General features: G+C 62.4%; 23 protein-coding genes. 6 read left to right on the forward strand and 17 right to left on the reverse strand.

Annotation, left to right across the window (positions count from 1 at the left end; genetic code table 11):
* Positions 1-5: 5 nt before the first annotated feature.
* Positions 6-1,604: a lysine--tRNA ligase gene (locus MTR64_RS04945; RefSeq protein ID WP_243991292.1), complete on the reverse strand. Its 1,599-nt coding sequence runs from the start codon at positions 1,602-1,604 to the stop codon at positions 6-8.
* Between the two features lie 110 nt (positions 1,605-1,714).
* On the opposite strand from MTR64_RS04945, the gene MTR64_RS04950 reads away from it, so the two are divergent.
* Positions 1,715-2,596, forward strand: coding sequence for a mechanosensitive ion channel family protein (locus tag MTR64_RS04950; protein WP_327194246.1), 882 nt, complete (start codon positions 1,715-1,717; stop codon positions 2,594-2,596).
* Between the two features lie 29 nt (positions 2,597-2,625).
* On the opposite strand, the gene MTR64_RS04955 is transcribed toward MTR64_RS04950, so the two are convergent.
* Together MTR64_RS04955 and MTR64_RS04960 are read right to left on the reverse strand one after the other, a co-directional pair.
* On the reverse strand, positions 2,626-2,937 hold the full coding sequence (locus MTR64_RS04955) for a DUF2218 domain-containing protein (protein ID WP_243991293.1): 312 nt from the start codon (positions 2,935-2,937) through the stop codon (positions 2,626-2,628).
* The gene (locus tag MTR64_RS04960; RefSeq protein WP_327194247.1) at positions 2,934-3,659 is read right to left on the reverse strand and encodes a PadR family transcriptional regulator; all 726 of its coding nucleotides are present in this window, start codon (positions 3,657-3,659) and stop codon (positions 2,934-2,936) included. The genes MTR64_RS04955 and MTR64_RS04960 overlap by 4 nt, the downstream gene beginning before the upstream one ends.
* A gap of 126 nt (positions 3,660-3,785) precedes the next feature.
* Between MTR64_RS04960 and MTR64_RS04965 the strand changes: the two genes are divergently transcribed.
* The gene (locus MTR64_RS04965) at positions 3,786-6,500 is read left to right on the forward strand and encodes an ATP-dependent DNA helicase (protein WP_243991295.1); all 2,715 of its coding nucleotides are present in this window, start codon (positions 3,786-3,788) and stop codon (positions 6,498-6,500) included.
* A gap of 43 nt (positions 6,501-6,543) precedes the next feature.
* Positions 6,544-7,089, forward strand: a complete 546-nt coding sequence (locus MTR64_RS04970) for a SixA phosphatase family protein (protein WP_243991297.1) — start codon at positions 6,544-6,546, stop codon at positions 7,087-7,089.
* A 6-nt stretch (positions 7,090-7,095) separates the two neighbouring features.
* Here MTR64_RS04970 and MTR64_RS04975 read toward each other — a convergent pair whose 3' ends face one another.
* The 5 genes from MTR64_RS04975 to rpmF form a co-directional block, all read right to left on the reverse strand.
* Positions 7,096-7,479, reverse strand: a complete 384-nt coding sequence (locus MTR64_RS04975; protein WP_243991299.1) for a MerR family transcriptional regulator — start codon at positions 7,477-7,479, stop codon at positions 7,096-7,098.
* A gap of 14 nt (positions 7,480-7,493) precedes the next feature.
* Positions 7,494-7,790, reverse strand: a complete 297-nt coding sequence (locus MTR64_RS04980) for an integration host factor subunit alpha (RefSeq protein WP_243991301.1) — start codon at positions 7,788-7,790, stop codon at positions 7,494-7,496.
* A 114-nt stretch (positions 7,791-7,904) separates the two neighbouring features.
* Positions 7,905-8,873 carry a beta-ketoacyl-ACP synthase III gene (locus tag MTR64_RS04985; RefSeq protein WP_268740724.1) on the reverse strand — a complete coding sequence of 323 codons (969 nt, stop codon included), beginning with the start codon at positions 8,871-8,873 and terminating at the stop codon, positions 7,905-7,907.
* Complete coding sequence (plsX, locus tag MTR64_RS04990; protein WP_243991310.1) at positions 8,873-9,934, reverse strand: phosphate acyltransferase PlsX; 1,062 nt, start codon at positions 9,932-9,934, stop codon at positions 8,873-8,875. The genes MTR64_RS04985 and plsX overlap by 1 nt, the downstream gene beginning before the upstream one ends.
* 40 nt (positions 9,935-9,974) lie before the next feature.
* The gene (gene rpmF / locus MTR64_RS04995; protein ID WP_013833797.1) at positions 9,975-10,154 is read right to left on the reverse strand and encodes a 50S ribosomal protein L32; all 180 of its coding nucleotides are present in this window, start codon (positions 10,152-10,154) and stop codon (positions 9,975-9,977) included.
* A 162-nt stretch (positions 10,155-10,316) separates the two neighbouring features.
* Between rpmF and MTR64_RS05000 the strand changes: the two genes are divergently transcribed.
* Positions 10,317-10,709, forward strand: coding sequence for an MAPEG family protein (locus MTR64_RS05000; protein WP_243991312.1), 393 nt, complete (start codon positions 10,317-10,319; stop codon positions 10,707-10,709).
* On the opposite strand, the gene MTR64_RS05005 is transcribed toward MTR64_RS05000, so the two are convergent.
* Positions 10,706-11,383 carry an MBL fold metallo-hydrolase gene (locus MTR64_RS05005; protein ID WP_327194248.1) on the reverse strand — a complete coding sequence of 226 codons (678 nt, stop codon included), beginning with the start codon at positions 11,381-11,383 and terminating at the stop codon, positions 10,706-10,708. The two genes, MTR64_RS05000 and MTR64_RS05005, sit on opposite strands and share 4 nt — an antisense overlap.
* Before the next feature lie 58 nt (positions 11,384-11,441).
* The gene (locus tag MTR64_RS05010; RefSeq protein WP_243991314.1) at positions 11,442-12,080 is read right to left on the reverse strand and encodes a S24 family peptidase; all 639 of its coding nucleotides are present in this window, start codon (positions 12,078-12,080) and stop codon (positions 11,442-11,444) included.
* 100 nt (positions 12,081-12,180) lie between these two features.
* Here MTR64_RS05010 and MTR64_RS05015 point away from each other — a divergent pair, with 100 nt between their 5' ends.
* Complete coding sequence (locus MTR64_RS05015; protein ID WP_243991316.1) at positions 12,181-12,381, forward strand: hypothetical protein; 201 nt, start codon at positions 12,181-12,183, stop codon at positions 12,379-12,381.
* A gap of 64 nt (positions 12,382-12,445) precedes the next feature.
* Positions 12,446-12,736, forward strand: a complete 291-nt coding sequence (locus tag MTR64_RS05020; RefSeq protein WP_243991317.1) for a hypothetical protein — start codon at positions 12,446-12,448, stop codon at positions 12,734-12,736.
* Positions 12,737-12,779: 43 nt separating this feature from the next.
* Here the strand turns inward: MTR64_RS05020 and MTR64_RS05025 are convergent, their stop codons facing one another.
* The 7 genes from MTR64_RS05025 to cobT all read right to left on the reverse strand — a co-directional run bounded on the left by MTR64_RS05025 (position 12,780) and on the right by cobT (position 21,214).
* Positions 12,780-14,453: an acetolactate synthase large subunit gene (locus tag MTR64_RS05025; RefSeq protein ID WP_243991326.1), complete on the reverse strand. Its 1,674-nt coding sequence runs from the start codon at positions 14,451-14,453 to the stop codon at positions 12,780-12,782.
* A gap of 119 nt (positions 14,454-14,572) precedes the next feature.
* Positions 14,573-15,511, reverse strand: coding sequence for a D-2-hydroxyacid dehydrogenase (locus MTR64_RS05030; protein WP_243991329.1), 939 nt, complete (start codon positions 15,509-15,511; stop codon positions 14,573-14,575).
* Positions 15,508-15,969: an RES family NAD+ phosphorylase gene (locus MTR64_RS05035; RefSeq protein WP_243991331.1), complete on the reverse strand. Its 462-nt coding sequence runs from the start codon at positions 15,967-15,969 to the stop codon at positions 15,508-15,510. The genes MTR64_RS05030 and MTR64_RS05035 overlap by 4 nt, the downstream gene beginning before the upstream one ends.
* A complete protein-coding gene (locus MTR64_RS05040) occupies positions 15,966-17,663 on the reverse strand; it encodes a cysteine--tRNA ligase (RefSeq protein WP_243991333.1) in 1,698 nt (565 codons plus the stop codon). The genes MTR64_RS05035 and MTR64_RS05040 overlap by 4 nt, the downstream gene beginning before the upstream one ends.
* Before the next feature lie 33 nt (positions 17,664-17,696).
* Entirely contained in the window at positions 17,697-18,608 is a 912-nt protein-coding gene (locus MTR64_RS05045) for a DMT family transporter (RefSeq protein WP_243991334.1), read from the reverse strand.
* 30 nt (positions 18,609-18,638) lie between these two features.
* Complete coding sequence (locus tag MTR64_RS05050; protein ID WP_243991336.1) at positions 18,639-19,298, reverse strand: nitroreductase; 660 nt, start codon at positions 19,296-19,298, stop codon at positions 18,639-18,641.
* 101 nt (positions 19,299-19,399) lie between these two features.
* Positions 19,400-21,214 carry a cobaltochelatase subunit CobT gene (gene cobT, locus MTR64_RS05055; RefSeq protein ID WP_243991346.1) on the reverse strand — a complete coding sequence of 605 codons (1,815 nt, stop codon included), beginning with the start codon at positions 21,212-21,214 and terminating at the stop codon, positions 19,400-19,402.
* Positions 21,215-21,356 lie beyond the last annotated feature (142 nt).

Consider the following 21,356-nt stretch of genomic DNA (forward strand, 5'->3'; position numbering starts at 1 on the left):
TGGAATCAGGCCTCCAGAGCCTGCGCGATCAACTTGCGCGTTTCGGGCACGCCGTAAAGGGCAATGAAGCTGCCCATGCGCGGCCCCTGCGAGGAACCCAGCAAGGTCTCGTAGAGCGCCTTGAACCAGTCGCGCAGGTTCTCGAAGCCATAGGCCTCGTTCTTGCCGATCTCATAGACAACGTTCTGCAATTCTTCAGCAGTCGTTTCCGGCCCGGCCTTGGCCAGTTCCGCGTCGAGCGTTTTCAGCGCCTCGGCCTCGTTGGGCGCAGGCGCACGGCGGACCAGCGTGGGCGCGATGAAATCGCGGTTGGTGGCCAGCGCGGCACGCACCAGTTCACCGAGTTCCGGATGGGCCTCGGGCGTTGCATCGGCCACGTAGTTGCCGAGATACGACCAGACCTGATCCGCGGTGGCATCCGCACCCAGCACGCCGACAAGATTGAGCAGCAGCGAGAACGTCACCGGCAACGTATCACCGGCACCCTCGCCGCCGCCATTGGCGCGCAGCAGGTGCCACACCGGATTGCCGAGCTGCTTGTCGAGCGCCTGCTCGGGCAGATTGCCGCGGAACTGCCAGTATTCGTCGACAGCCTTGGGAATCACGCCCACATGCAGCTGCTTGGCGCTCTTGGGTTCGCGAAACAGGTAGAAACCCAGTGATTCCTCTGTGCCGTAAGTCAGCCACTGGTCGATCGTCAGGCCATTGCCCTTGGACTTCGAGATCTTCTCGCCGTTCTCGTCAAGGAACAGTTCGTAGATCAGACCTTCGGGCTTACGTCCGCTGAGGATCTTCACGATCTTGCCCGACTGGGTGACCGAGTCGGTCAGGTCCTTGCCGCACATCTCGTAATCGACGCCCAGCGCATACCAGCGCATCGCCCAGTCGACCTTCCACTGCAGCTTGGCCTGCCCGCCGAATACAGACTGCTCGACGACCGAGCCGTCCTGATCGGTGAAGCGGATCATGCCGGTCGCCGGATCGAGCACCTCTACCGGAACCTGCAACACCACGCCCGTCGACGGCGAGACCGGCAGCACCGGCGAATACGTCTTGCGACGCTCCTCGCGCAGCGTCGGCAGCATGACGTCGAGGATCGCCTGATTGCACTCGAGCACGCGCGTCAGCGCCGCGTCGAAGGCACCGGAATTGTAGCGATCACTGGCCGAGACGAATTCATATTCGAACCCGAACCGGTCGAGGAATTCGCGCAGCATCGCGTTGTTGTGGTGCGCAAAGCTTTCGTACTTTCCGAACGGGTCCGGAATGCGGGTCAGCGGCTTGCCGAGATTGGCCGCCAGCAGTTCCGCATTGGGAATATTGTCCGGAACCTTGCGCAGACCGTCCATATCGTCGGAGAACGCGACCAGCCGGGTCGGGGCGCCGCCCGTCAGCGCCTCGTAGGCGCGGCGGACCAGCGTGGTGCGCAGCACTTCCTGAAAGGTGCCGATGTGCGGCAGGCCCGAGGGACCGTAACCGGTCTCGAACAGCACGGGCTCGCCACCCGGTTTGCCTTGCGGATACCGCTTGAGCAGCTTCTGGGCCTCCTGGAAAGGCCAGGCCTTGGACACACGGGCGGCTTCGATCAGGGCATCATCGGTCATGGCCGCGCTCTTTGGCGAATTGCGCAGGTTTCGCAAGTGCGAAGCGCATTCAGGAACCACCCGCTGCTCCGGACGTTAAGGGCTAAACGCACCGAAAGGATTGAATACCCGTGAATTATGCCGCCATCCTGAGCCATGAGATTGAGGCGATGGGCAAAGCCTTCGTTCAGGAGCTTCCCTCTCTGGCCATTGCCTTGGCCATTATTGTCCTCACCTGGACCGTTGCCCGCGTCATGGCGCGCACGTCGCGCCGCATCACCTCGCGGGCCCATGTCCGCGATGACCTCAAGCAACTTGTCGAAACACTTGTACGGCTGGTGGTCTGGATTTTCGGCACGCTCATAGCGCTGACGGTGGCCATCCCGAGCTTCACCCCGGCCAGCGTCTTCGCAAGCCTTGGCGTCGGTGCCCTCGCAATCGGCTTCGCATTTCAGGACATCTTCGAGAACTTCCTGGCCGGCGTGCTCATCATGCTGCGCGAAAAGATGAACATCGGTGATGCCATCAAGTGCGGCGGCATCGCCGGCAAGGTCGAGAAGATCACCTTGCGCGAAACCCATGTCCGCCAGCTCTCCGGAGAACTGACTGTGGTTCCCAACTCGATGTTGTTCAAGAACCCCGTCGAAATCCTCACGGACCAGCATCTGCGCCGCAACGAGATTGTTGTCGGCGTGTCCTACGACACTGACCTGCTGGAAGCGCAGAAGGTGATCGAACAGGCTCTGCTCTCGGTCGAAGCGATCGACAAGGACAAGGGCACCGTGGTCTTCGCGCAGGAATTCAATTCCAGCTCTGTGGACTTCCTCGTGCAGTGGTGGTCCGACACGTCAGTGCAGGACCTGCGTCTGACCAAGAGCCAGGTGATCTTCGCCATCAAGGGCGCCCTTGACGGAGCCGGAATCGAAATTCCTTTCCCCAACGTGACCAACACGTTCAAAGAGCCGCTTTCCTTCCTGAGCGCGAAGGCGCTGGAGAAGAAGCGCGCTGCGTGAACGGGGCGCCGGTTTGAAATAGATGCCGTTCATGCGCCGCTATTGCCGCTCTCAGTCACCCACTGCCAATCATAGGCAAGTGGGGCCTCGCGGAACGCGAACCGGTCGATGTGCCGGGCGACCACATCCGTCAGCCTCTCGACATCGTTCCGGTTCGCACCGGTAATGGCAATGGCAATGCCTTCCCCATCGGCGTCCATGGTTGTCACAGCGGTTGGAAAGGTGACCTTCCCGCTGTCACCATCCACTTCGGTCTGCAGCTTGTGGCTCCAGTGCTTGCACAACTGACGCACGTACTTGCCGCCATTTCCGGTCTTCACCCGGGCCGTGATAGTGCTCATGCCTCGATCCTCTCAATCTTGCGGGTCGCCTCGTCGATGGCATCGGCGATCTGCAGGATCAGATCGCGATCGGCGCCTTCGCTCGACAGCCGGTCGAATACCGAGGTCTTGAGCGCCTGCATGGCGCGGCGCACCGGTGCGGGATCGACCTTGTCGCGCTGCTCGGCCAGCGCCGTCAACCTGGCCTTTAGAGCGTCTGCCCTGTCGGCATCGGCCTCGGCCTGCTTGCGCCCCTCTTCGGTCGCTTCGTAAGATTTGCGCGAGCTTTCGCCAGCCATGACTGCGATCAGGCCCGATTCTTCCATGTAGGTCAGCGCCGGATAGACCACCCCCGGGCTTGGGGCATAATCGCCACCGGAAAGGCTCTCGATCTCGCGGATCAGGTCATAGCCATGCCGGGGCCCTTCGACGATCAGAGCCAGCAGAAGGCTCTGGAGTTCGTTCTGATCGAACAGGCGCTTGCGGCGACCGCCGTGCATGCCCCGTCCGCGGCCCCGGCCGCCGCCCGGGCCACCTGGCCCCATGCCCCAGCGTTCGCCGGCAAAGTCATCGCCGAAGCCGCCACGGCCGGGTCCAAACGGGCCACGCGCCATGCCATGCTTGCCGCGCCCGCCGCGCATTCCGTGGAATTCGCCATCCATTCCGGGACGCTCCCTGCGGCCGCCATGACGGCCATGCTTGTGATTGAACATCGTGTTTTTCATTTCGTCTTGTTTCTTCATGATGACGCTAAGATATATCTAGACTGATTTTAGACAAGACTCAAAATTGTATCAGAACGTATTTAGCAGTGGGCGGGTTCTGGGAGCGCCGTTCCCAATCCCCCCGCTCATCCCTAAGACACAGCGATGGCCGCACTCACCCTCACTGCCCTTCACGCCAGTCATGGCGGTTGCTGGCTGCGCGACGGAGATGTGACCCGCACCATTTCCAAAGGCGAAGCGGTGATGGCGGCGGCCGATACGGCGCTGCTGATCCTGAACGCTCCCCTGGTCGCAACCCGACTGGGCTATCCCGATCTTTCGGGGCTCGACGTGCTCGAACTCTACGCGTTCGTTCACCCTGCCCGTTTCGTAGTCCCGACGCCCAAGGGCCTTGCTCACGCGCTGGGCCTCACTGAACCGCAGGGTGACGCGGATGTCGCCCGCCTGCTGCAACAGGCGGCGGAAACCTTGCTCGATACCTGCGAAGCCGCTGACTGGCCCGAACGCGAGGGCGCCTGGACTGCCCTGCAGTCTCTGGTGCGAATGCGCTGGCCCTGGGCCACGCTTCTCACCGGCCGGATCGCCAAGCCGCAGCGGGCCGAACGCTGGTTGTTTTCGCGCCTGCCGGAGTGGGAAGAGAGCGCAGATCAACCGCAGCCCCGTCAGGTCCTGCTGGACGAAGCCGATGTACTCCACCGGCTCGAAGATCTTACAGGCACGGGGGCCGAGCAGCGCCCCGGCCAGCGGGCCTATGCGGCACAGGCTGCCTATGCCTTCACCCCGCGCGAACGCTCAGGCCAGCCGCACCTGCTCTTGGCGCAGGCGGGAACCGGCATTGGCAAGACACTGGGCTATCTCGCCCCGGCCTCGCTCTGGAGCCAGCAGTCCGGCGGCACCGTCTGGGTCTCGACCTACACCAAGGCCTTGCAGCGCCAGTTGCGGCAGGAGAGCCGCCGCGCGTGGCCCGAGCGGCGTGCAGACGGCACCCAGCCCGTAGTCGTCCGCAAGGGCCGCGAAAACTATCTGTGCCTGCTCAATCTGGAAGATGCCCTCCAAGGCGGCTTTGCCGGCCGCGCCGCCATCCTCGCTCAGCTGGTTGCACGCTGGGCCGCCTATTCGCGCGACGGCGACATGATCGGCGGCGATTTGCCCGGCTGGCTCGGCACCCTGTTCCGCCAGCGCGGAATCACGTCGCTCACCGACCGCCGCGGCGAATGCGTCTATGCCGGGTGCCCGCATTACCGGAAGTGCTTCATCGAGCGCGCCACGCGGGCAAGCGCCGGGGCCGATCTGGTGATCGCCAACCACGCCCTCGTCATGGTCAATGCCGCGCGCGGAAGAGACGCTGCCGCGCGCCCGACGCGCATCGTTTTCGACGAAGGCCATCATGTCTTCGATGCGGCCGACTCCACTTTCGCTGCGGCATTGACCGGCGCGGAAACGATCGAACTGCGCCGCTGGGTCATCGGCCCTGAAAAAGCCTCGCGAGGGCGCAGGCGGGGGCTGTCTGCAAGGCTGGCGGATATCGTCAGCTATGACGAGGCAGGCGCCAAGGCCATCACGGCCGCGCGCGCGGCTGCCGAGGCCCTTCCGGGCGATGGCTGGATGCAGCGGCTGGCGGAAGGTGCCCCGTGGGGCCCTCTGGAAGACCTGCTCGCAGCAGTGCGGGCCACTGTCTACGCCCGCGATGAAAGCGGCGGCCAAGAAGCGGGCTATGGCCTCGAAACCGAAGCAGCCGACCTTGACGGGGCCTTCGTCGAGATTTCCCAAGCCGCGCGCGAAGCGCTTGCCGATCTGCGGCAGCCCCTGATGCGCCTCGGCTTGCGGCTGGAAGCCCTGCTCGAGGACCCGCCCGACTGGCTCGACGGTCAGGGCCGCGCACGCCTCGAAGGCGCACGTCATTCATTGACATGGCGCATAGACCTGCTGGCGGCGTGGGAAGCCCTGCTCGCGCGCCTCGGCGGCCCGGTCGATCCGGAATATGTAGACTGGCTGGCGGTCGAGCGATCGGAAGCGCGCGAATTCGACATCGGCATCCATCGCCACTGGCTCGACCCGATGAAGCCTTTCGCGAGTGTCGTGCTGGAACCCGCGCATGGCGTGATCATGACTTCCGCCACGCTGCAGGATGGAGCGGATTGGGACAAGGCCGTGGCCCGTTCCGGCGCAGAGCACATCGGCGTCGTTCCACGCCTGACTGAGCAGGAAAGCCCTTTCGATTATGCCGCCCAAGCCGAAGTCCTGATCGTCACCGACGTGCCGCGAGGGGACATCCCTGCCCTTGCCGCGGCTTACGCCCGGTTGATCGAGGCCTCTCGCGGCGGCGCACTGGGGCTGTTCACGGCAATCCGCCGCCTGCGGGCTGTCTATGGCCGTATTGCCGATCGCCTCGCCAGAGCCGGTCTGCCGCTCTATGCCCAGCACGTCGATCCGATCGACACCGGCACGCTCGTCGACATCTTCCGCGACGATCCCGCTGCCTCGCTGCTTGGCACCGATGCTCTACGCGACGGTGTTGACGTGCCGGGCCACTCGTTGCGGCTGGTGGTGATGGAGCAGGTGCCCTGGCCCCGGCCCTCCATCCTGCACCGGGCCCGGCGATTTGCGGGCGGTGGTTCGGCCTACGACGATTCGATCATTCGTGCGCGCCTTGCACAGGCCTTCGGGCGCCTCATCCGCAGCCGCGACGATCACGGCTATTTCGTCGTTCTTTCCTCGGCATTCCCCTCGCGTCTGCTGAGTGCATTTCCGGCAGGCACGCCTATACGGCGTATTTCGCTGGAGGAGGCTTTACATCGCGTGTCCAGCCATGCTTCAGGAGAAACGGAGCCGGAAGGTCAAAACGCCGGCCGATCGTGACAGTTCGCTGTTGAAGCACCGCACCCGGGAGTTGCCTGCAAAAATGAAGACCCTGGGAATTTTCCGCCACGCCAAATCGGACTGGAACGACGCGCGTTTGCGCGATTTCGACCGTCCGCTGAACAAGCGTGGCCGGAAAGGCGCGGCGGTGATGGGCAAGCACATTCTCGAGCATGGCGTGGGTTGGAAACGGGTCCTCGCATCACCGGCAGTGCGCGTAACCCAGACAATCGAACTCGCAGGAGAGGCCGCAGGCGAAACGCCGCCCATCACCTGGGACCGCCGCATCTACCTCGCCAATTCAGCCGCACTCATGGATGTCCTGCGCGAACAGGAAGGCAATCCCGCTTCGATCATTCTCATCGGCCACAATCCGGGCCTTGAGGACCTGATCTTCGACCTCGTGCCCGACGACGGCAGCAGCCCGTTGCGCGATATCGTAGAAGAGAAATTTCCGACGGCTGCCTACGCGGTCCTCCAGCTCGACATTGATCAGTGGCCGGACATCGAAGAGAATTGCGGGAAACTGGTGCATCTGGTCCGCCCGCGCGATCTGGATCCCACGCTCGGCCCGAATATCGAGGATTAAGCAGGCTCAGGCTGCGGCAAGTGCCTCGGCCAGTTCTCGCCGGATCGTGACGAGCTGATCTCGCATACCGCGAGAACCCGCGTCCGGAACCATGTCGCCAGTCACGGTGGAAACCGCGGGCTTGCCGCTGAGCGCCTTGCAGGCCCCCCGCAGCGTAAAGCCTTCACGGTGCACCAGACGGTCGATCTCGACGATCAACGCCACATCCTGCGGCCGGTAATACCGCCGCCCGCCGCTGCGCTTGATTGGCTGCAAAGCAGGGAACTGTTCTTCCCAGTACCTCAGAACATGCTGGCGAATACCCAGCGCCTGCGCGACCTCTCCGATCGTGCGCAGAGCATCTGCCGCCTTTCCGTCATCGAATACGGGCGTTGCCGGCAATCCGTTCATGGTAACTCCGCCAATCAGCTTCCGGCGATACGATCCTTGAGCATCTGGCTGGCCCGGAACGTCATCACCCGGCGCGGCGTAATCGGAACTTCCACGCCTGTCTTGGGATTGCGGCCCACGCGCTCGCCCTTGTCTCGCAACAGGAACGTGCCAAAGCCCGATATCTTGACGTTCTCGCCATCGCTGAGCGCTGTCGTCATATGCTGGAGTATCGCCTCCACCATCGCAAGTGACTCAGACCTTGAGAGTCCAAGCTTCCTGTGAATGGCCTCGGCGATTTCCGCCCTCGTCAATGTTTCAGTGGAGCGCATGTAGCCCGCTTTCCCCTTCGAGCGCCAACCCCTTGTCGAACGATCATATGAAAAAGCAGGAAAAAAGCAACACTTGGTGCAACATTACAGGCAATGTCACACCGAGAGACCGCGTTACATTCGAATTAGGCTGGCGCCCCATGTAAAACCGCCACCCATGGCTTCCAGCATAACAAGGTCGCCTTCAACAATTCGACCGTCGCGCACGGCCTGATCCAGCGCCAGCGGCACAGATGCAGCCGATGTATTCGCATGCTGACCGACCGTCATGACAACCTTACTGGTGGGCATGTCGAGCTTCTTTGCGGTCGCCTCCAGAATACGGGCATTCGCTTGGTGAGGAACCAGCCAGTCGATATCTGCAGTCGTCAAACCTGCTTCTTCAAGAACTTCTTTAAGAACTTCAGAGAGGTTCACAACAGCATGCCGGAATACTTCCCGGCCCTTCATTCGCAATTTTCCTACCGTCCCGGTTGTCGAAGGCCCACCATCGACAAAGAGCAGCTGGTTGTGTGCACCATCGGCATGGAGACGCGTTGCGAGAACGCCACGCGGCGCATCTCCGGCCTGTTCCTGCGCTTCCAGAACAATCGCGCCAGCGCCATCGCCGAAAAGAACGCAGGTCGTACGATCTTCCCAGTCAAGGATGCGACTGAATGTCTCCGCACCGATCACCAACGCCCGTTTTGCCATGCCCGAACGCAACATCGAATCGGCCACGCCCACAGCGTAGAGGAAACCCGAACATACGGCGGCAACGTCGAACGCGATGCCCCCACGGCAACCAATGTTGTTCTGGACGATCGTGGCAGTCGCGGGAAACGTCTGGTCGGGAGTTGCAGTAGCCAGCACGATCAGGTCGATCGACGACGCATCGATTCCCGCCGCCTCGATCGCGTTTTTCGCAGCTGCCGTAGCAAGGCTGGAAGTTGTCTCGTCATCGTCAGCGATATGGCGGTTACGGATGCCGGTGCGTTCGACGATCCACTCGTCGCTGGTATCGACGCGCTCGGAAAGCTCTGCATTGCTGACGGAACGGCGCGGAAGTGCCGAACCCGTGCCCAGAAGAACCGAACGAATCATCAGGCCCGCTCTTCCTGCGTGCGCGGCATGCGCCAGTTGTCCCCGCCCACGCGGGCAAGGTCGGCCGTAATGCGCTCGGTCACGTTTTCCTCCAGGAGCCGCGCAGTCACTGCAACGGCATTGGCCACTCCCGTGGCGTTCGCACCGCCATGGCTCTTCACGACAATGCCGTTGAGACCCAGGAAGACAGCGCCGTTATGATTATTGGGATCGAGATGGTGCTTGAGCAGCTCGGTCGCCGGACGCGAGATCAGGAAGCCGATCTTGGACCGCAATGAGCTGGAAAAGCTGCGGCGCAAAAGGTCGCCCACGAACCGAGCGGTCCCCTCCACCGCCTTGAGGGCGATGTTGCCGGAGAAACCGTCGGTCACGACGACATCGACATCGCCGCGGCACATCTTGTCTGCCTCGGTAAAACCATCGAAGGAAATCGAAAGATCGCCCGCCGCTTCCTTCAGCGTTGCCGCCGCATCGCGCAGGAGATCGGTGCCCTTGATTTCCTCGGTACCGATATTCAGCAGGCGCACGCGCGGTTGCTCGCGCCCCGTGGCAACGCGGGCATAGGCCGAACCCATGATCGCGAACTGCACGAGATTGCGGCTGTCGCACTCGGTGTTGGCGCCGAGATCAAGCATGATGACGTCGTTATCGCCCAACGTCGGCAGCAGCGCAGCCAGGGCCGGACGATCGATACCGGGCATCGTGCGCAAGGTCAGCTTTGCGATGGCCATGAGCGCGCCGGTATTGCCGGCGCTCACAGCCGCACCGGCATCGCCGCTTTTCACAGCCGCGATCGCACGCCCCATAGACGTCGTCTTGGCGCGGCGAAGGGCCTGGCTAGGCTTGTCCTCGCCGCTGATGACGTCGTCTGTGTGCAGGATTTCGGAGCTTGCCCGCAGGTTCGGGTGCTTTTCGAGAGCGGCCTTGATCCGCGTCTCGTCACCCACCAGCAGGAACTTGAACCGGTCATGCCGACGGCGCGCCAGCGCGGCGCCCTCGATCATGACGCGCACGCCCTCGTCACCGCCCATCGCGTCAACGGCGATACGCGGCAAACTCATGGGCTCTCTCCGAAACTCGAAATTCTAAAGACTTTGGGTCTTAGATTTCGACCGCGACGATTTCACGGCCGTTGTAGTGACCGCAAGCGTTGCAGAGGTTGTGCGGGCGCTTCAGCTCGCCGCAGTTCGGGCACTCGTGGAACGCCTCAACCTTGAGAGCATCATGGCTGCGGCGCATGCCCCGGCGGGACGGGGTCGTTTTTCTCTTAGGGACAGCCATTTCGGCACCTGTTCCTGCAAATAGTTTTCTGTCAAAAACGCCGCCGGTGACCGTTTGCGGACACGGCGGCTTGCGAAGGCGCGCCTATACCCGATTTCACACGAGTTGCAACCCGTTCCTCCCTGCATCATGTACCGCCCCACCAAAGGGGAGATCAATTCCATGATTCTGCAGACGACACTAAGCCTTGCCGCGGCGGCGGCCGTCATGAACGTCTGGCTGGCCTTCCGCGCCGGAAAGCTCCGCTTCAACACCAAGATACTGCACGGCGACGGTGGGCACCCGATGCTGATGCAGCGGATGCGTGCGCAGGCGAATTTCGTCGAGAACACGCCTTTCGTGCTGTTTCTCGTCGCCGCGATCGAGATGACCGGCAAGGGCGGCAGCTGGCTCGCCATCGTCGGCTCAGTTTACCTGCTGGCGCGCATCAGCCATGCGTTCGGCATGGACCGGAACGACGCCAATCCGCTGCGCGCCGTCGGCTTCCTTGTGACGGCCCTCACCCTGCTGGGACTGTCGACAATGGCCGTAATGATCGCACTCGGACGATTCTAACCCGGCAGTCCGCGTTCGAGCGCCGCATCGCTGACGAAAGGATTCGTGCGGCGCTCCTGACCAAAGGTACTGACCGGCCCGTGACCGGGGACAAACGTCACGTCGTCTCCCAGCGGCCAGAGTTTCTGCGTGATCGAATTCACCAGATCCTCAAGATTGCCGCGCGGAAAATCCCAGCGACCAATTCCGCCCTGGAACAAAACGTCGCCGACCATGGCGAACTTGCTCGGCCCGTGATGGAATACGACGTGGCCCGGCGTGTGTCCGGGGCAATGCACGACATCGAGTTCGAGGTCACCGACCGTGACCTTGTCCCCGTCCTCCAGCCAGCGATCCGGCTCAAAGGTGTGCGCTTCCATGTTCCAGCGCGCGCCGTCGTCATCCAGCTGGGATATCCAGAAACGGTCTTCCTCCTGCGGCCCTTCGATCGGAACGCCCAGTTCTTTCGCCAGCACGCCCGCCTGCCCGCAATGATCGAGATGGCCGTGCGTGACGAGAATCTTCTCCAGCGTCACACCGGTCTTTTCGAGCGCCTGCTTCAGCTTGGGCAGATCGCCGCCGGGATCGACGAGCGCGCCGCGCATCGTCTTGGTGCACCACAGGAGCGAGCAGTTTTGCTCGAGAGGCGTGACGGGAATGATGCCGACGCGCATCGGCTGGGAAGTGTCAGTCATGTGCTTCGAAATGGCGGCAGGCTGCGGCGAATGCAACCACCGACAGGGGGAAACACGGTCAAATCCGCCCGCCCTTCCACACCACGCGGCCGACCACCTGCACCTCCCCTGCCCCGCATTCTATCGGCTGGTAAGCGGGATTGTCGCTGAGCAGCACGATCCGTCCGGGCCGGCCTGTATCCATACGCTTGACCAGCACGGTGCCCTCCAGCCGCACGACATGGATGCCATCGCGCAAGGCGCTGCCACTGCAATCGACGAGAATCTCATCCCCGTCACGCAACGTCGGCTCCATCGAATCACCTGAAACGGTAATTGCGGACAGCGAATTCGCCCGCAGCCCCATCGAACGCAACCATCGCCCCGAGAATCGGATTGCATCGAAAGCGCCCTCTTCGTCCAGACGTGCTCCTGGCCCCGCGGATGCCCCGACCATCAGGCGCGGAACATCGATCCATTCCGCGCGCGCCAGATCGTGGTATTTATCCTGCGGCGCTCCAAGCTCCGCCTCATCGACACCGAAGAAGCGCGCCAGTGTGGCGCGGTCGGTCTCCTCCAGTTTGCGCGGACTGCCCTTGTAGAGGAATTGGTGCAGATAACTGCCATTCTTGCCGATCATGCGGGAAAGCGCGGCCAGACTGACCTTTCGCGCCTCGGCCAGCACAATCAGATTCCGGCGGGGATCAGGGCTTTCCATCTTGTAATGGATACGTGAAGGAAATTTCCTAGACAAGTAGGATTTGAGTTGGAACATTTAGAGAACATCAAAACCCGACTCACCGGAAGGACCTGCCCAGATGCTCCTGCGCCAGATCGAGCGCTTCCTGCGCCATACGGACATGCCCTGCACCAAGTTCGGGCGCCTCGCTGCGCACGATCCCCGCTTCGTGTTCGATTTACGCAATGGCCGGATACCGCGCGACACTACGGCTGCGCGGATTGAAGCCTTCATGGCCGGCTATCTCGCGAACACGCAGGAGGGCTGCAATGCACAGTGACGTTATTACCCAACTTCACGCCGGATCGGGCCTGCCAAGACAGCACGGTCCATGGAAACGGTTGGTGAAAGAATTGATTCTGCTGGCCGGACCGCGAGCCGAATTCCTGCATCATGCCGAACGGCCCTGGTCCAGCACCACGTTCTCAGGCTCGCGCCACACCGTCACACTGGTATTCAGCGGCGCAGACGGCATGCAGCAAGGCCAAGCCTACGTGTGCGCCCTGCCCGACCACGAGTTCACCATCTCCGGGCAACTCGTCGCCGATGCCGCGATCACGTCGGTCACGCGCGCGACAACGCCAGCTTCGCGCATGACAGTAGAAGCCGAGTTGCTGCTGCTTGATGACGTCTGACACAGCACCCCCGCGCTGCTCAGCGGGGGTGCTGCCGTTCCCGTTACAAGGCCTTGGACAGATCCTTGATCTCGGTGTTCAGAATCCTGTCGTTCTCGGAATAGTCGACCGGGCAGTCGATCAGGTGGACACCCGGCGTATCGCGGCAATGCGCCAGAAGTTCCTTCAGGTGCTCTGCGCTTTCGACGCGATACCCGTTGGCCCCATAGCTCTCCGCATATTTCACGAAATCGGGGTTTCCATAAGTCAGCCCGAAGTCATCAAAGCCCATGTTGGCCTGCTTCCAGCGGATCATGCCGTATGCGCTGTCGTTGAGAATCAGAACGGTCAGGTTGAGACCGAGGCGAACCGCCGTTTCCATCTCCTGGCTGTTCATCATGAACCCGCCGTCGCCACAGATCGCGATGACCTTGCGGTCCGGATAGACCATCGCGCTGGCCATCGCCGAAGGCAGGCCCGCCCCCATGGTCGCCAACGCGTTGTCGAGCAGCACGGTGTTCGGCTTGCAGGCACAATATCCGCGCGCGAACCAGATCTTGTAGACGCCGTTATCGAGGCAGACGATCGCATCGTCCGGCATGGCATCACGAACCTGCTGCACGAGATGCGGCGGGAAGACCGGGAAGCGCTCGTCCGCGGCCAGCTGGGCGGTATGGTCCAGTTCAGCCTGACGATACCGCAGCATCGCGCTGGAATCCCATGCGGGTGACGGAGTGACCGCCTCCTTGATCTGCCAGATGGCATTGGCGATATCGCCGATCACTTCGATGTGCGGGAAATAGACCGGATCGACTTCCGCCGTCTTGGTCGAGACATGGACGACCACCCGGTCGTCGCGTGAACCGTCGTTGTGCATGAAGAACGGTGGCTTCTCGATCACGTCGTGGCCGATGTTGAAGATGCAGTCCGAATCCTCGATCGCGCGGTGCACGAAGTCACCAGCCGAAAGAGCCGCGCAGCCGAGAAACTTCGGGTGCCGCTCGTCGATCACGCCCTTGCCGAGCTGGGTGGTGACGAAGGGGATTCCGGTCTTCTCGACGAATTCGCCCAGCATCTTGCTGGTCATCTTGCGGTTGGCGCCTGCACCGATCACCAGCAGCGGTCGCTTGGCCTTCTCCAAGGCCTCGACCGCCTGCACGATTGACTTCATGTCGGCCGTGGGGCGGCGAACCGTGGATCGCGGGATCGGGCGCGAGTCGGTGTGCTCGTCCGCCACGTCCTCGGGCAGCTCGATATGCGTGGCGCCGGGCTTTTCCTCCTCGGCGATGCGGAACGCCTCGCGCAGGCGGCTCGGGATATTGTCGGACGAAGCCATCTGATGCGCGTACTTGGTGATCGGCTGCATCATCGAGACGACGTCGAGGATCTGGAAGCGACCCTGCTTGGACTTCTTGATCGGCTTCTGGCCGGTGATCATCAGGATCGGCATACCGCCCAGCGTGGCATAGGCGGCAGCGGTCACCAGATTGGTCGCGCCCGGGCCGAGCGTTGAAAGGCATACGCCGGTCTTGCCGGTATGGCGCCCGTAGGTCGCCGCCATGAAGCCAGCACCCTGCTCGTGACGGGTGAGCACCAGTTTGATTTTCTCCGAACGCGAAAGCGAATCGAGCAAGTCCAGATTCTCTTCACCCGGCACGCCAAAAATGTATTCGACGCCTTCCTGCTCAAGGCACTGGATGAACAAGTCCGATGCCTTGGTCTTATCTGCTTCGGCCATCACCGTTACTCCCCACTTGTCATTGCCTCACGGGTAACAGGTGCTCCGTGATTTCACAGAGGCAAATAGGTGTTTCGGACAAAATACCTTCCTGATGAATTCGCTAGCTGAGGAGTTAACTAATATCCCCGTGCGAGATCGACACGGTGCAGAAGCGGTTCGCCCCGCTGGAAACGCTGAAGATTCTCCAGATAACGGGCAGCCCCGCGCGGAAAAAGGGCATCCTGTGCCCTGCCGGACAGGTGCATGGAGATATGCACGTTATCCCGCGCCCAGAGCGGGTGGTCGCGAGGCAAGGGCTCCGGATCCGTCACATCGAGGAACGCACCGCCAAGATGATGCGAATCGATAGCAGCCAGAAGCGCATCCTGATCCACCACCGTTCCGCGTGCGAAATTCATCAGCACGGCGTCCGGTTTCATCGCTGCCAGTTCGTCAGCACCGAACAGCCCCCTGGTCTCAGGCGTCGAAGGCACGATCAGGATAACCCAGTTGAAACGGCCCAGCGCAGAACGCCATTCCTCACCGCCCAGTTCGCCGACGCCTGGATTGCGGCGGGCCATTGTAACCCGCGACCCCATCGCCAGTAGCATCTGCCTGATCCGCTGCCCGATTTCACCGGCGCCGATGATCAGCACCTCGGCGTCGAGCAGTTCGAGCTTGCCCGGCGGCTCAGCCAGCCATTCATGCCGGTCCTGCGCGCGAACGACCTCTCGCCAGTTCTTGGCCATGCCGAGCATCCCCAGCAGCGCGAACTCGGCAACGCTCTGGGCATGAATACCCGCGCCATTGGTCAACGTCACGCCTCGTTCCCGGAACAGGTCCAGCGGCAGCCAGTCCACGCCAGAGGACATGGCGTTGTACCAGACCAGCTTGTCCATCCTCGCGATGGCCTGTGCGGCCAGCGGCGGCGGGCACATGTCCAGCCAGGCGATCTCCGCGCGAGGAGCGAGGTCGAGCAGTTCTTCAGGCGTCTCGAACCACAGCGGCTCAATGCCGTCCGGGGTTTTGCTCTCTACCAAAGGGCGGGCCAGAGCATTGACAAGAGCAACGGTCATTGCTGCGCACCGTATCGATCTGCCATCGGCGGCGTGTGCAGGCATTGGGCGAAACTGAAGGGGCGAGTGACAAGCGGTGCGACCTGCCCCGCATCCGGATGATGCACGTTCATCATGACCACCTCGCCTTCGGGTAATACCCGCGAGGGCACTGCCGCCAGAAGCGCCTGCCCTTCGTCCAGCCATTCGCGCACAAAACCGCGAACTTCGTCTTCGTCGGCTCCCGGCGGAACCCGCACAGGCTCGGCATCAATTTCCGTCCAGCCGAGAACGAAATCCTCCACGATACCGGACAGATCGCGCGGCTGGTAACGCAAGGCGATCAATATAGCGAGTGCGGCATCAGACGCAAAGTTCACGACCGGCGAGCCAGCCGGCGTGTAGCGTCCGCCAAACTGCCGGGAGCCTCCGCCGTCAAGCGCCACATGGCCCGCCCGGCAGAGACGCCACAGCTTCATCCCAACTTCCATTCCCAGCCGAGCGGATCGCCGTCCATCACCTCGACGCCCTTGGCCGCCAGTTCATCGCGCAAGGCATCGGACGTGGCGAAATCCTTGTCGGCACGAGCCTGCTTGCGGCGCGCCAGCACGTCCTCGATCTCTGCTTCGGTGATCTCCACACCCTTTGGCTTGAGGCGCAAACCGGCGCGCTGGATATCGAACAGGTCCAGACCGAGCACCGAATCCATGGCCTCTACCGCAGCACGCTTGGCGGCGGGATCAACTTTCTTGGCCGCGAGCACGTCTTCCAGCGCAGTCAGGGCAACCGGGGTGTTCAGGTCCTCGCCGATGGCCTTCTCGAATGCGTCCAGCATTGCCGCCAGCTTGGGATGGCGAGCCTCACCCGGCGCCACATCCTTGAGCCGCTCGGCCGCCATGATCATGCGCTTGAGGCGGGTGAGCGCGGCGCCCAGTCCTTCCCAGCTGAATTCCAGTTCGCTCCGGTAGTGCGCCTGCAGGCACATCATGCGGTAGGCGAGCGGGTGGTAGCCCTTGTCGATCAGCAGTTGCAGCCGCAGGAACTCGCCCGAGGACTTGCTCATCTTGCCAGAGCGCTCGACGAGGAAGTTGTTGTGCATCCACACCCGTGCGCCTGAGTTGGCCGGCACGTCGAGGCCGTTGGTGCAGCAGAACGCCTGGTTCTGCGCAATCTCGTTGGGGTGGTGGATCTCGCGGTGGTCGATGCCCCCGGTGTGGATGTCGAACGGGAATCCGAGCAGGTCTCCCGACATCACCGAGCATTCGAGATGCCAGCCCGGCGCGCCCTTGCCCCAAGGGGAGTCCCACTCCATCTGGCGCTTCTCGCCCGGCGGGGTCTTGCGCCAGATGGCGAAGTCTTCTTCGTTTCGCTTGCCTTCGACTGACTCTATGCGCCCTTCGCGCAATCTGGCTCCTGTTGCAGCAACGCTTTCCAATATTCTTAGAGGAGTTTGATCGTCTGCGGGGCTATCAGCCCACGTCCAGATATCGATTAAGTCCTGATACTTTTTCAACGACTTCCTACGATAAAACTCCCTGAGTGTAGTCAGAAAATCGACCGCAAGCTTATGAAACTTGGATTTCAAAACTTCATGGTCATCTTCCGACTGCAGAGATCGCAGCCCGGAACTAATTTTCATTAGCTCCGACATCAGGTCATCCTCTCTTGCCAACCGACCATAGTCCGCGACTGAGGAAACATCGAAGTAGAGGCCGCTGTCCAGTTCGTAGCAGTGCTTGTCCGCGATCGACTTCGCGAACTCGATCATCTGCGGCACGTAATCGGTAGCAATCGACCACTTGGCGGGCTCGCGAATGTTCAGCGCCGCGATGTCCGCCCAGTAAGCCTCGGTATAGTGTTTCGCGATGTCCCAGATGGACTGGTGCTGCTGGCGCGCCATCTTCTCCATCTTGTCCTCACCCGCATCGGCATCGTCGGTGAGGTGGCCGACATCGGTGATGTTGATGACGTGGGTGAGCTTGTAGCCCTTGTGGCTCAGCGTGCGGCCCAGAATGTCGGCGAAGACATAGGCGCGCATGTTGCCGATGTGCGGGTAATTGTAGACCGTCGGCCCGCAGGTATAGACCCGCGCCTCGCCCTCGTGGACGGGCTGAAACGGTTCGAGCTGGCGAGTCAGGCTGTTGAACAGCGTGAGACTGGGTGCATCGGTCATAGGCACGCGGCATTAGGCGGCGCGCGGTTCCAGTCAAGCGGCGTGCGCGAACATCAGGAGGGCCACGCCGACCGTGATGAGCGCGAAGCCCGCCCATTCCCGCGCCGTCAGCCAGCGGCCCGAGACATAACGCGAGACGAGCGCCACCACCGGCATCTCTATCAGGGCAAGCGTGCGCACATTGGCCGCGATGGTCAGCGAGAAGGAAATGAACCAGCCAGCCGAAGCAATCGCCCCCAGCGCGCCCGCAACGACGCTGAGCCGCCATTCGCGCACCGAGCCCCAGAATCCGGACGCATCCTTCACCACGAACCACACCGCCAGCGTCGCCGACTGGATCGCCAGAGACACCACCAGCATGACAAGGCTGCGCATCATGAACGTGCCTTCAGGCACAAGGTCGATCGAGGCCCGGAAGCAGATTGCTGTCAGACCGAACAGCGCGCCGCTGGCCACGCCGACGACCAGCGGCTTCCATTCCGCAAGTTGCGATGCATCGTCGCCCGCCCGCAGCGAGGACATCACGACACCTATCGTCACGATCAGGACCGCGACCCAGCCCAGCCAGGGCAGCCGGTCCCCGATCAGCACGAGGCCCAACAGGGCCACCGTGACCGGCTCGGTCTTGATGTAGGCATAGGCCACACCGAAATCGCGCTTGGCCATGACCACCAGCATCAACGCAGTCGCGACGATCTGGGTCACCGAACCGGCGAACGACCATGCCAGGGCTTCGGGCGGAATAGTCGGGAACGGGGCGGGAACGATCGCCAGATAGATGGCCAGCAGCACAGCTGCGAAAGGCAGGCCATAGACGAAGCGCACCTGCGTCCCGCCGATCGTGCCGATTCTAGCGCTCAGTTTCGACTGGAAGGCGTTACGGAACACCTGCGCCATCGCCGCCGCCAGCGTGAACGGCACCCAAAGAAAGGGTGAAACGCTCACCCCGTCCTCACACCGCTGCTCGTTGCACTATCAGAACCCAAGAAAACGCACCTGTTCGTCGAGCGGCACGCGCTCGCGCTCGAAATTGTTCACTGCCGCATCGGGATCGCGGTACCCGATGGCAATGCCGCAGAACAGCATGGTGTCATCGGACAGGCCGAGATGCGTCTTGATGGTCCGCCCATAGATGCCCATCCATTCCTGTGGGCAGGAATCGAGTCCTTCATCGCGCAGCAACAGCATGATCGTTTGCAGCCACATCCCCACATCGGACCACTGCGGTTCCTTCATCAATTTGGGGAAATGGCTGAGCAGCAGCACCGGCGCCCCGAACGAGGTCAGGTTCTGCCGTGAAAACAGTTCGCGCTGGTCAACGTCCTGACGACCGATCGCCATCGCCCCATACATTTGCGCGCCCAGCGTGCTGAGACGCTGCTTGTACTTGTCCACCTGGCCCGGAGCCGAGAAGTCGTATTCGAGCGGATCGTCGGGCTTGCTCGCCAGCAGAACGTCCTGCAGCGCCTTGAGCGGAGCGCCGGTGAGCACGGTCGCTTCCCACGGCTGGTAGTTGCAGCCTGAAGGCGCCATGCGCGCGGCTTCGAGCACGCGGCGCATGGTTTCGAGATCAACGGTTTGTTCGGTAAAAGCCCGGATCGAGCGGCGGGTGACAACGGCTTCGGCAACGTTCATCGGCAGGTTCCGGCAATTCGAGGGATGGGATTCGCGCCGGGCAATCTGATCATTTTGATGAACAATTCAATACCGAATGGTACAATACCGTTCCGCAGCGCTCATTCTTCCTCGAACAGACCAGCCAATTGCTCGATCATCGTCCCGCCAAGCTGCTCGGCATCCATGATCGTCACCGCCCGCCGGTAATACCGCGTCACATCGTGACCGATGCCGATCGCCACGAGCTGCACCGGGCTCTTGGCTTCGATCCAGTCGATCACCTTGCGGAGATGCGCTTCGAGATAACCGGCCGAATTCACCGACAGCGTCGAATCGTCCACCGGCGCGCCGTCCGAGATGACCATCAGGATACGCCGGTCTTCCGGCCGGGCCAGCATACGGCTGTGCGCCCACAACAAAGCCTCGCCGTCGATGTTCTCTTTCAGCAGCCCTTCGCGCATCATCAGGCCAAGGTTCTTGCGGGCGCGGCGCCATGGCTCGTCGGCCTGCTTGTAGACGATGTGCCGCAAGTCGTTGAGACGGCCGGGATGCTGCGGCTTGCCACTGGCCAGCCAGGTTTCGCGGCTCTGCCCGCCCTTCCAGGCACGCGTCGTGAAGCCGAGGATCTCGACCTTCACGCCGCAGCGCTCCAGCGTGCGCGCCAGCACATCGGCACTTATCGCCGCGATCGAGATCGGCCGCCCGCGCATCGAGCCCGAATTGTCGAGCAGCAGCGTGACGACCGTGTCCTTGAACTCGACGTCGCGCTCGACCTTGTAGGACAGCGACTGGCCAGGTGAGACCACCACGCGGGCAAGCCTTGCAGCATCGAGCAGGCCTTCTTCCTGATCGAAATCCCACGAACGGCTCTGCTGCGCCATGAGGCGGCGCTGCAGCCGGTTCGCCAGCCGGGTGACAATGCCCTGCAACCCCTTGAGCTGGGCATCAAGGTAAGCGCGCAGACGCGTAAGCTCTTCATCGTCGCACAGGTCCGCTGCGCCCACGACTTCGTCGAATGCCTCGGTAAAGACCTTGTAGTCGAACCCTTCGGGAATATTGGTCCAAGGACGGTTCGGACGGACGGGCATCATGCCCTCCTCACCCTCTTCACCTTCCTGGCCCTCTTCCATGTCGTCCGAGGATTCGCCTTCGGATTCGCTTTCGCCTTCGTCCTCGCCCTGCGAGGGTTCGGCGGCCATTTCCGTCGGCTGCTGTTCCTGGCCGGATTCGTCGCCTTCCTGCTCTTCCTCGGTCTCCTCGTCGCCGTCCATGTCGTCCGCCTCGTCGGGCGGCTGCTGAACGTCTTCGGCGCGGGTCAGTTCGAGGTGTTCGAGCATGTCGAGTGCCAGAGACTGGAAGGCCTTCTGGTCTTCCAGCGACGACGCCAGAGCCTCGAAATCGGCGCCGGCCTTGTCCTCGATCCACGCGCGGACCATCTCCACGCCCGCGTGCGCTTCGGCCGGGACGGGCTGGCCCGTGAGCTTCTCGCGCAGGAGCAGCGCCAGTGCGGACTGTACCGGCACCGCATCAGGGGTCTCAGCGCGGGTAATCGGGTCCGACGCCATCCGCGCCATCAGCGACGCATCGAGATTTGCGCGCATGCCGGAATAGGCATTGGCGCCAAGCGCCTCGTACCGGACCATCTCCACTGCATCGTAGCACGCCCGCGCCGATGGTTCGGACGGTGCATGGCGCATATGCAGCTTGTCGTTGTGATGGCGCAGCTTGAGCGCGAAGCTGTCGGAATAGCCGCGTGCCTGCATCGCGGCCCCGCGCGGCAGGCTGCGTCCAGGCATCGGCACGCGGAAGACATTGCCCGAAGAGCTGGGGGCGTCAGCCGTCCAGTTGACTTCGATTTCGCTGTCGTGCGCAATGGCGCGGCTGGCGCCTGCGAGGACGGACTTGAAGCGGTCTGCGGGAGATTCGTCTGACATTGCCGCAGTGCCTAGCGCATCGGTGCGACCGGCTCAAATGGGCGATGTGCGAGGGGGCTTCGACAAGCTCAGTCTGAGCGGATTGAAATGAGGTTGTAACCCCACCTCCGCTCATCCTGAGCCTGTCGAAGGATAATCAGAG

It is taken from the genome of Novosphingobium album (ex Hu et al. 2023), from assembly GCF_022832385.1.
GTDB classification, from domain to species: domain Bacteria; phylum Pseudomonadota; class Alphaproteobacteria; order Sphingomonadales; family Sphingomonadaceae; genus Novosphingobium; species Novosphingobium album.

What these genes read in the sequence shown, in the direction of transcription:
- MTR64_RS04945 (WP_243991292.1), bottom strand. Translation starts at nt 1,604, where the DNA reads ATGACCGATGATGCCCTGATCGAAGCCGCCCGTGTGTCCAAGGCCTGG.
- MTR64_RS04955 (WP_243991293.1), bottom strand. Translation starts at nt 2,937, where the DNA reads ATGAGCACTATCACGGCCCGGGTGAAGACCGGAAATGGCGGCAAGTAC.
- MTR64_RS04960 (WP_327194247.1), bottom strand. Translation starts at nt 3,659, where the DNA reads ATGAAGAAACAAGACGAAATGAAAAACACGATGTTCAATCACAAGCAT.
- MTR64_RS04965 (WP_243991295.1), top strand. Translation starts at nt 3,786, where the DNA reads ATGGCCGCACTCACCCTCACTGCCCTTCACGCCAGTCATGGCGGTTGC.
- MTR64_RS04970 (WP_243991297.1), top strand. Translation starts at nt 6,544, where the DNA reads ATGAAGACCCTGGGAATTTTCCGCCACGCCAAATCGGACTGGAACGAC.
- MTR64_RS04975 (WP_243991299.1), bottom strand. Translation starts at nt 7,479, where the DNA reads ATGAACGGATTGCCGGCAACGCCCGTATTCGATGACGGAAAGGCGGCA.
- MTR64_RS04980 (WP_243991301.1), bottom strand. Translation starts at nt 7,790, where the DNA reads ATGCGCTCCACTGAAACATTGACGAGGGCGGAAATCGCCGAGGCCATT.
- MTR64_RS04985 (WP_268740724.1), bottom strand. Translation starts at nt 8,873, where the DNA reads ATGATTCGTTCGGTTCTTCTGGGCACGGGTTCGGCACTTCCGCGCCGT.
- plsX (WP_243991310.1), bottom strand. Translation starts at nt 9,934, where the DNA reads ATGAGTTTGCCGCGTATCGCCGTTGACGCGATGGGCGGTGACGAGGGC.
- rpmF (WP_013833797.1), bottom strand. Translation starts at nt 10,154, where the DNA reads ATGGCTGTCCCTAAGAGAAAAACGACCCCGTCCCGCCGGGGCATGCGC.
- MTR64_RS05000 (WP_243991312.1), top strand. Translation starts at nt 10,317, where the DNA reads ATGATTCTGCAGACGACACTAAGCCTTGCCGCGGCGGCGGCCGTCATG.
- MTR64_RS05005 (WP_327194248.1), bottom strand. Translation starts at nt 11,383, where the DNA reads ATGACTGACACTTCCCAGCCGATGCGCGTCGGCATCATTCCCGTCACG.
- MTR64_RS05010 (WP_243991314.1), bottom strand. Translation starts at nt 12,080, where the DNA reads ATGGAAAGCCCTGATCCCCGCCGGAATCTGATTGTGCTGGCCGAGGCG.
- MTR64_RS05015 (WP_243991316.1), top strand. Translation starts at nt 12,181, where the DNA reads ATGCTCCTGCGCCAGATCGAGCGCTTCCTGCGCCATACGGACATGCCC.
- MTR64_RS05025 (WP_243991326.1), bottom strand. Translation starts at nt 14,453, where the DNA reads ATGGCCGAAGCAGATAAGACCAAGGCATCGGACTTGTTCATCCAGTGC.
- MTR64_RS05030 (WP_243991329.1), bottom strand. Translation starts at nt 15,511, where the DNA reads ATGACCGTTGCTCTTGTCAATGCTCTGGCCCGCCCTTTGGTAGAGAGC.
- MTR64_RS05035 (WP_243991331.1), bottom strand. Translation starts at nt 15,969, where the DNA reads ATGAAGCTGTGGCGTCTCTGCCGGGCGGGCCATGTGGCGCTTGACGGC.
- MTR64_RS05040 (WP_243991333.1), bottom strand. Translation starts at nt 17,663, where the DNA reads ATGACCGATGCACCCAGTCTCACGCTGTTCAACAGCCTGACTCGCCAG.
- MTR64_RS05050 (WP_243991336.1), bottom strand. Translation starts at nt 19,298, where the DNA reads ATGAACGTTGCCGAAGCCGTTGTCACCCGCCGCTCGATCCGGGCTTTT.
- cobT (WP_243991346.1), bottom strand. Translation starts at nt 21,214, where the DNA reads ATGTCAGACGAATCTCCCGCAGACCGCTTCAAGTCCGTCCTCGCAGGC.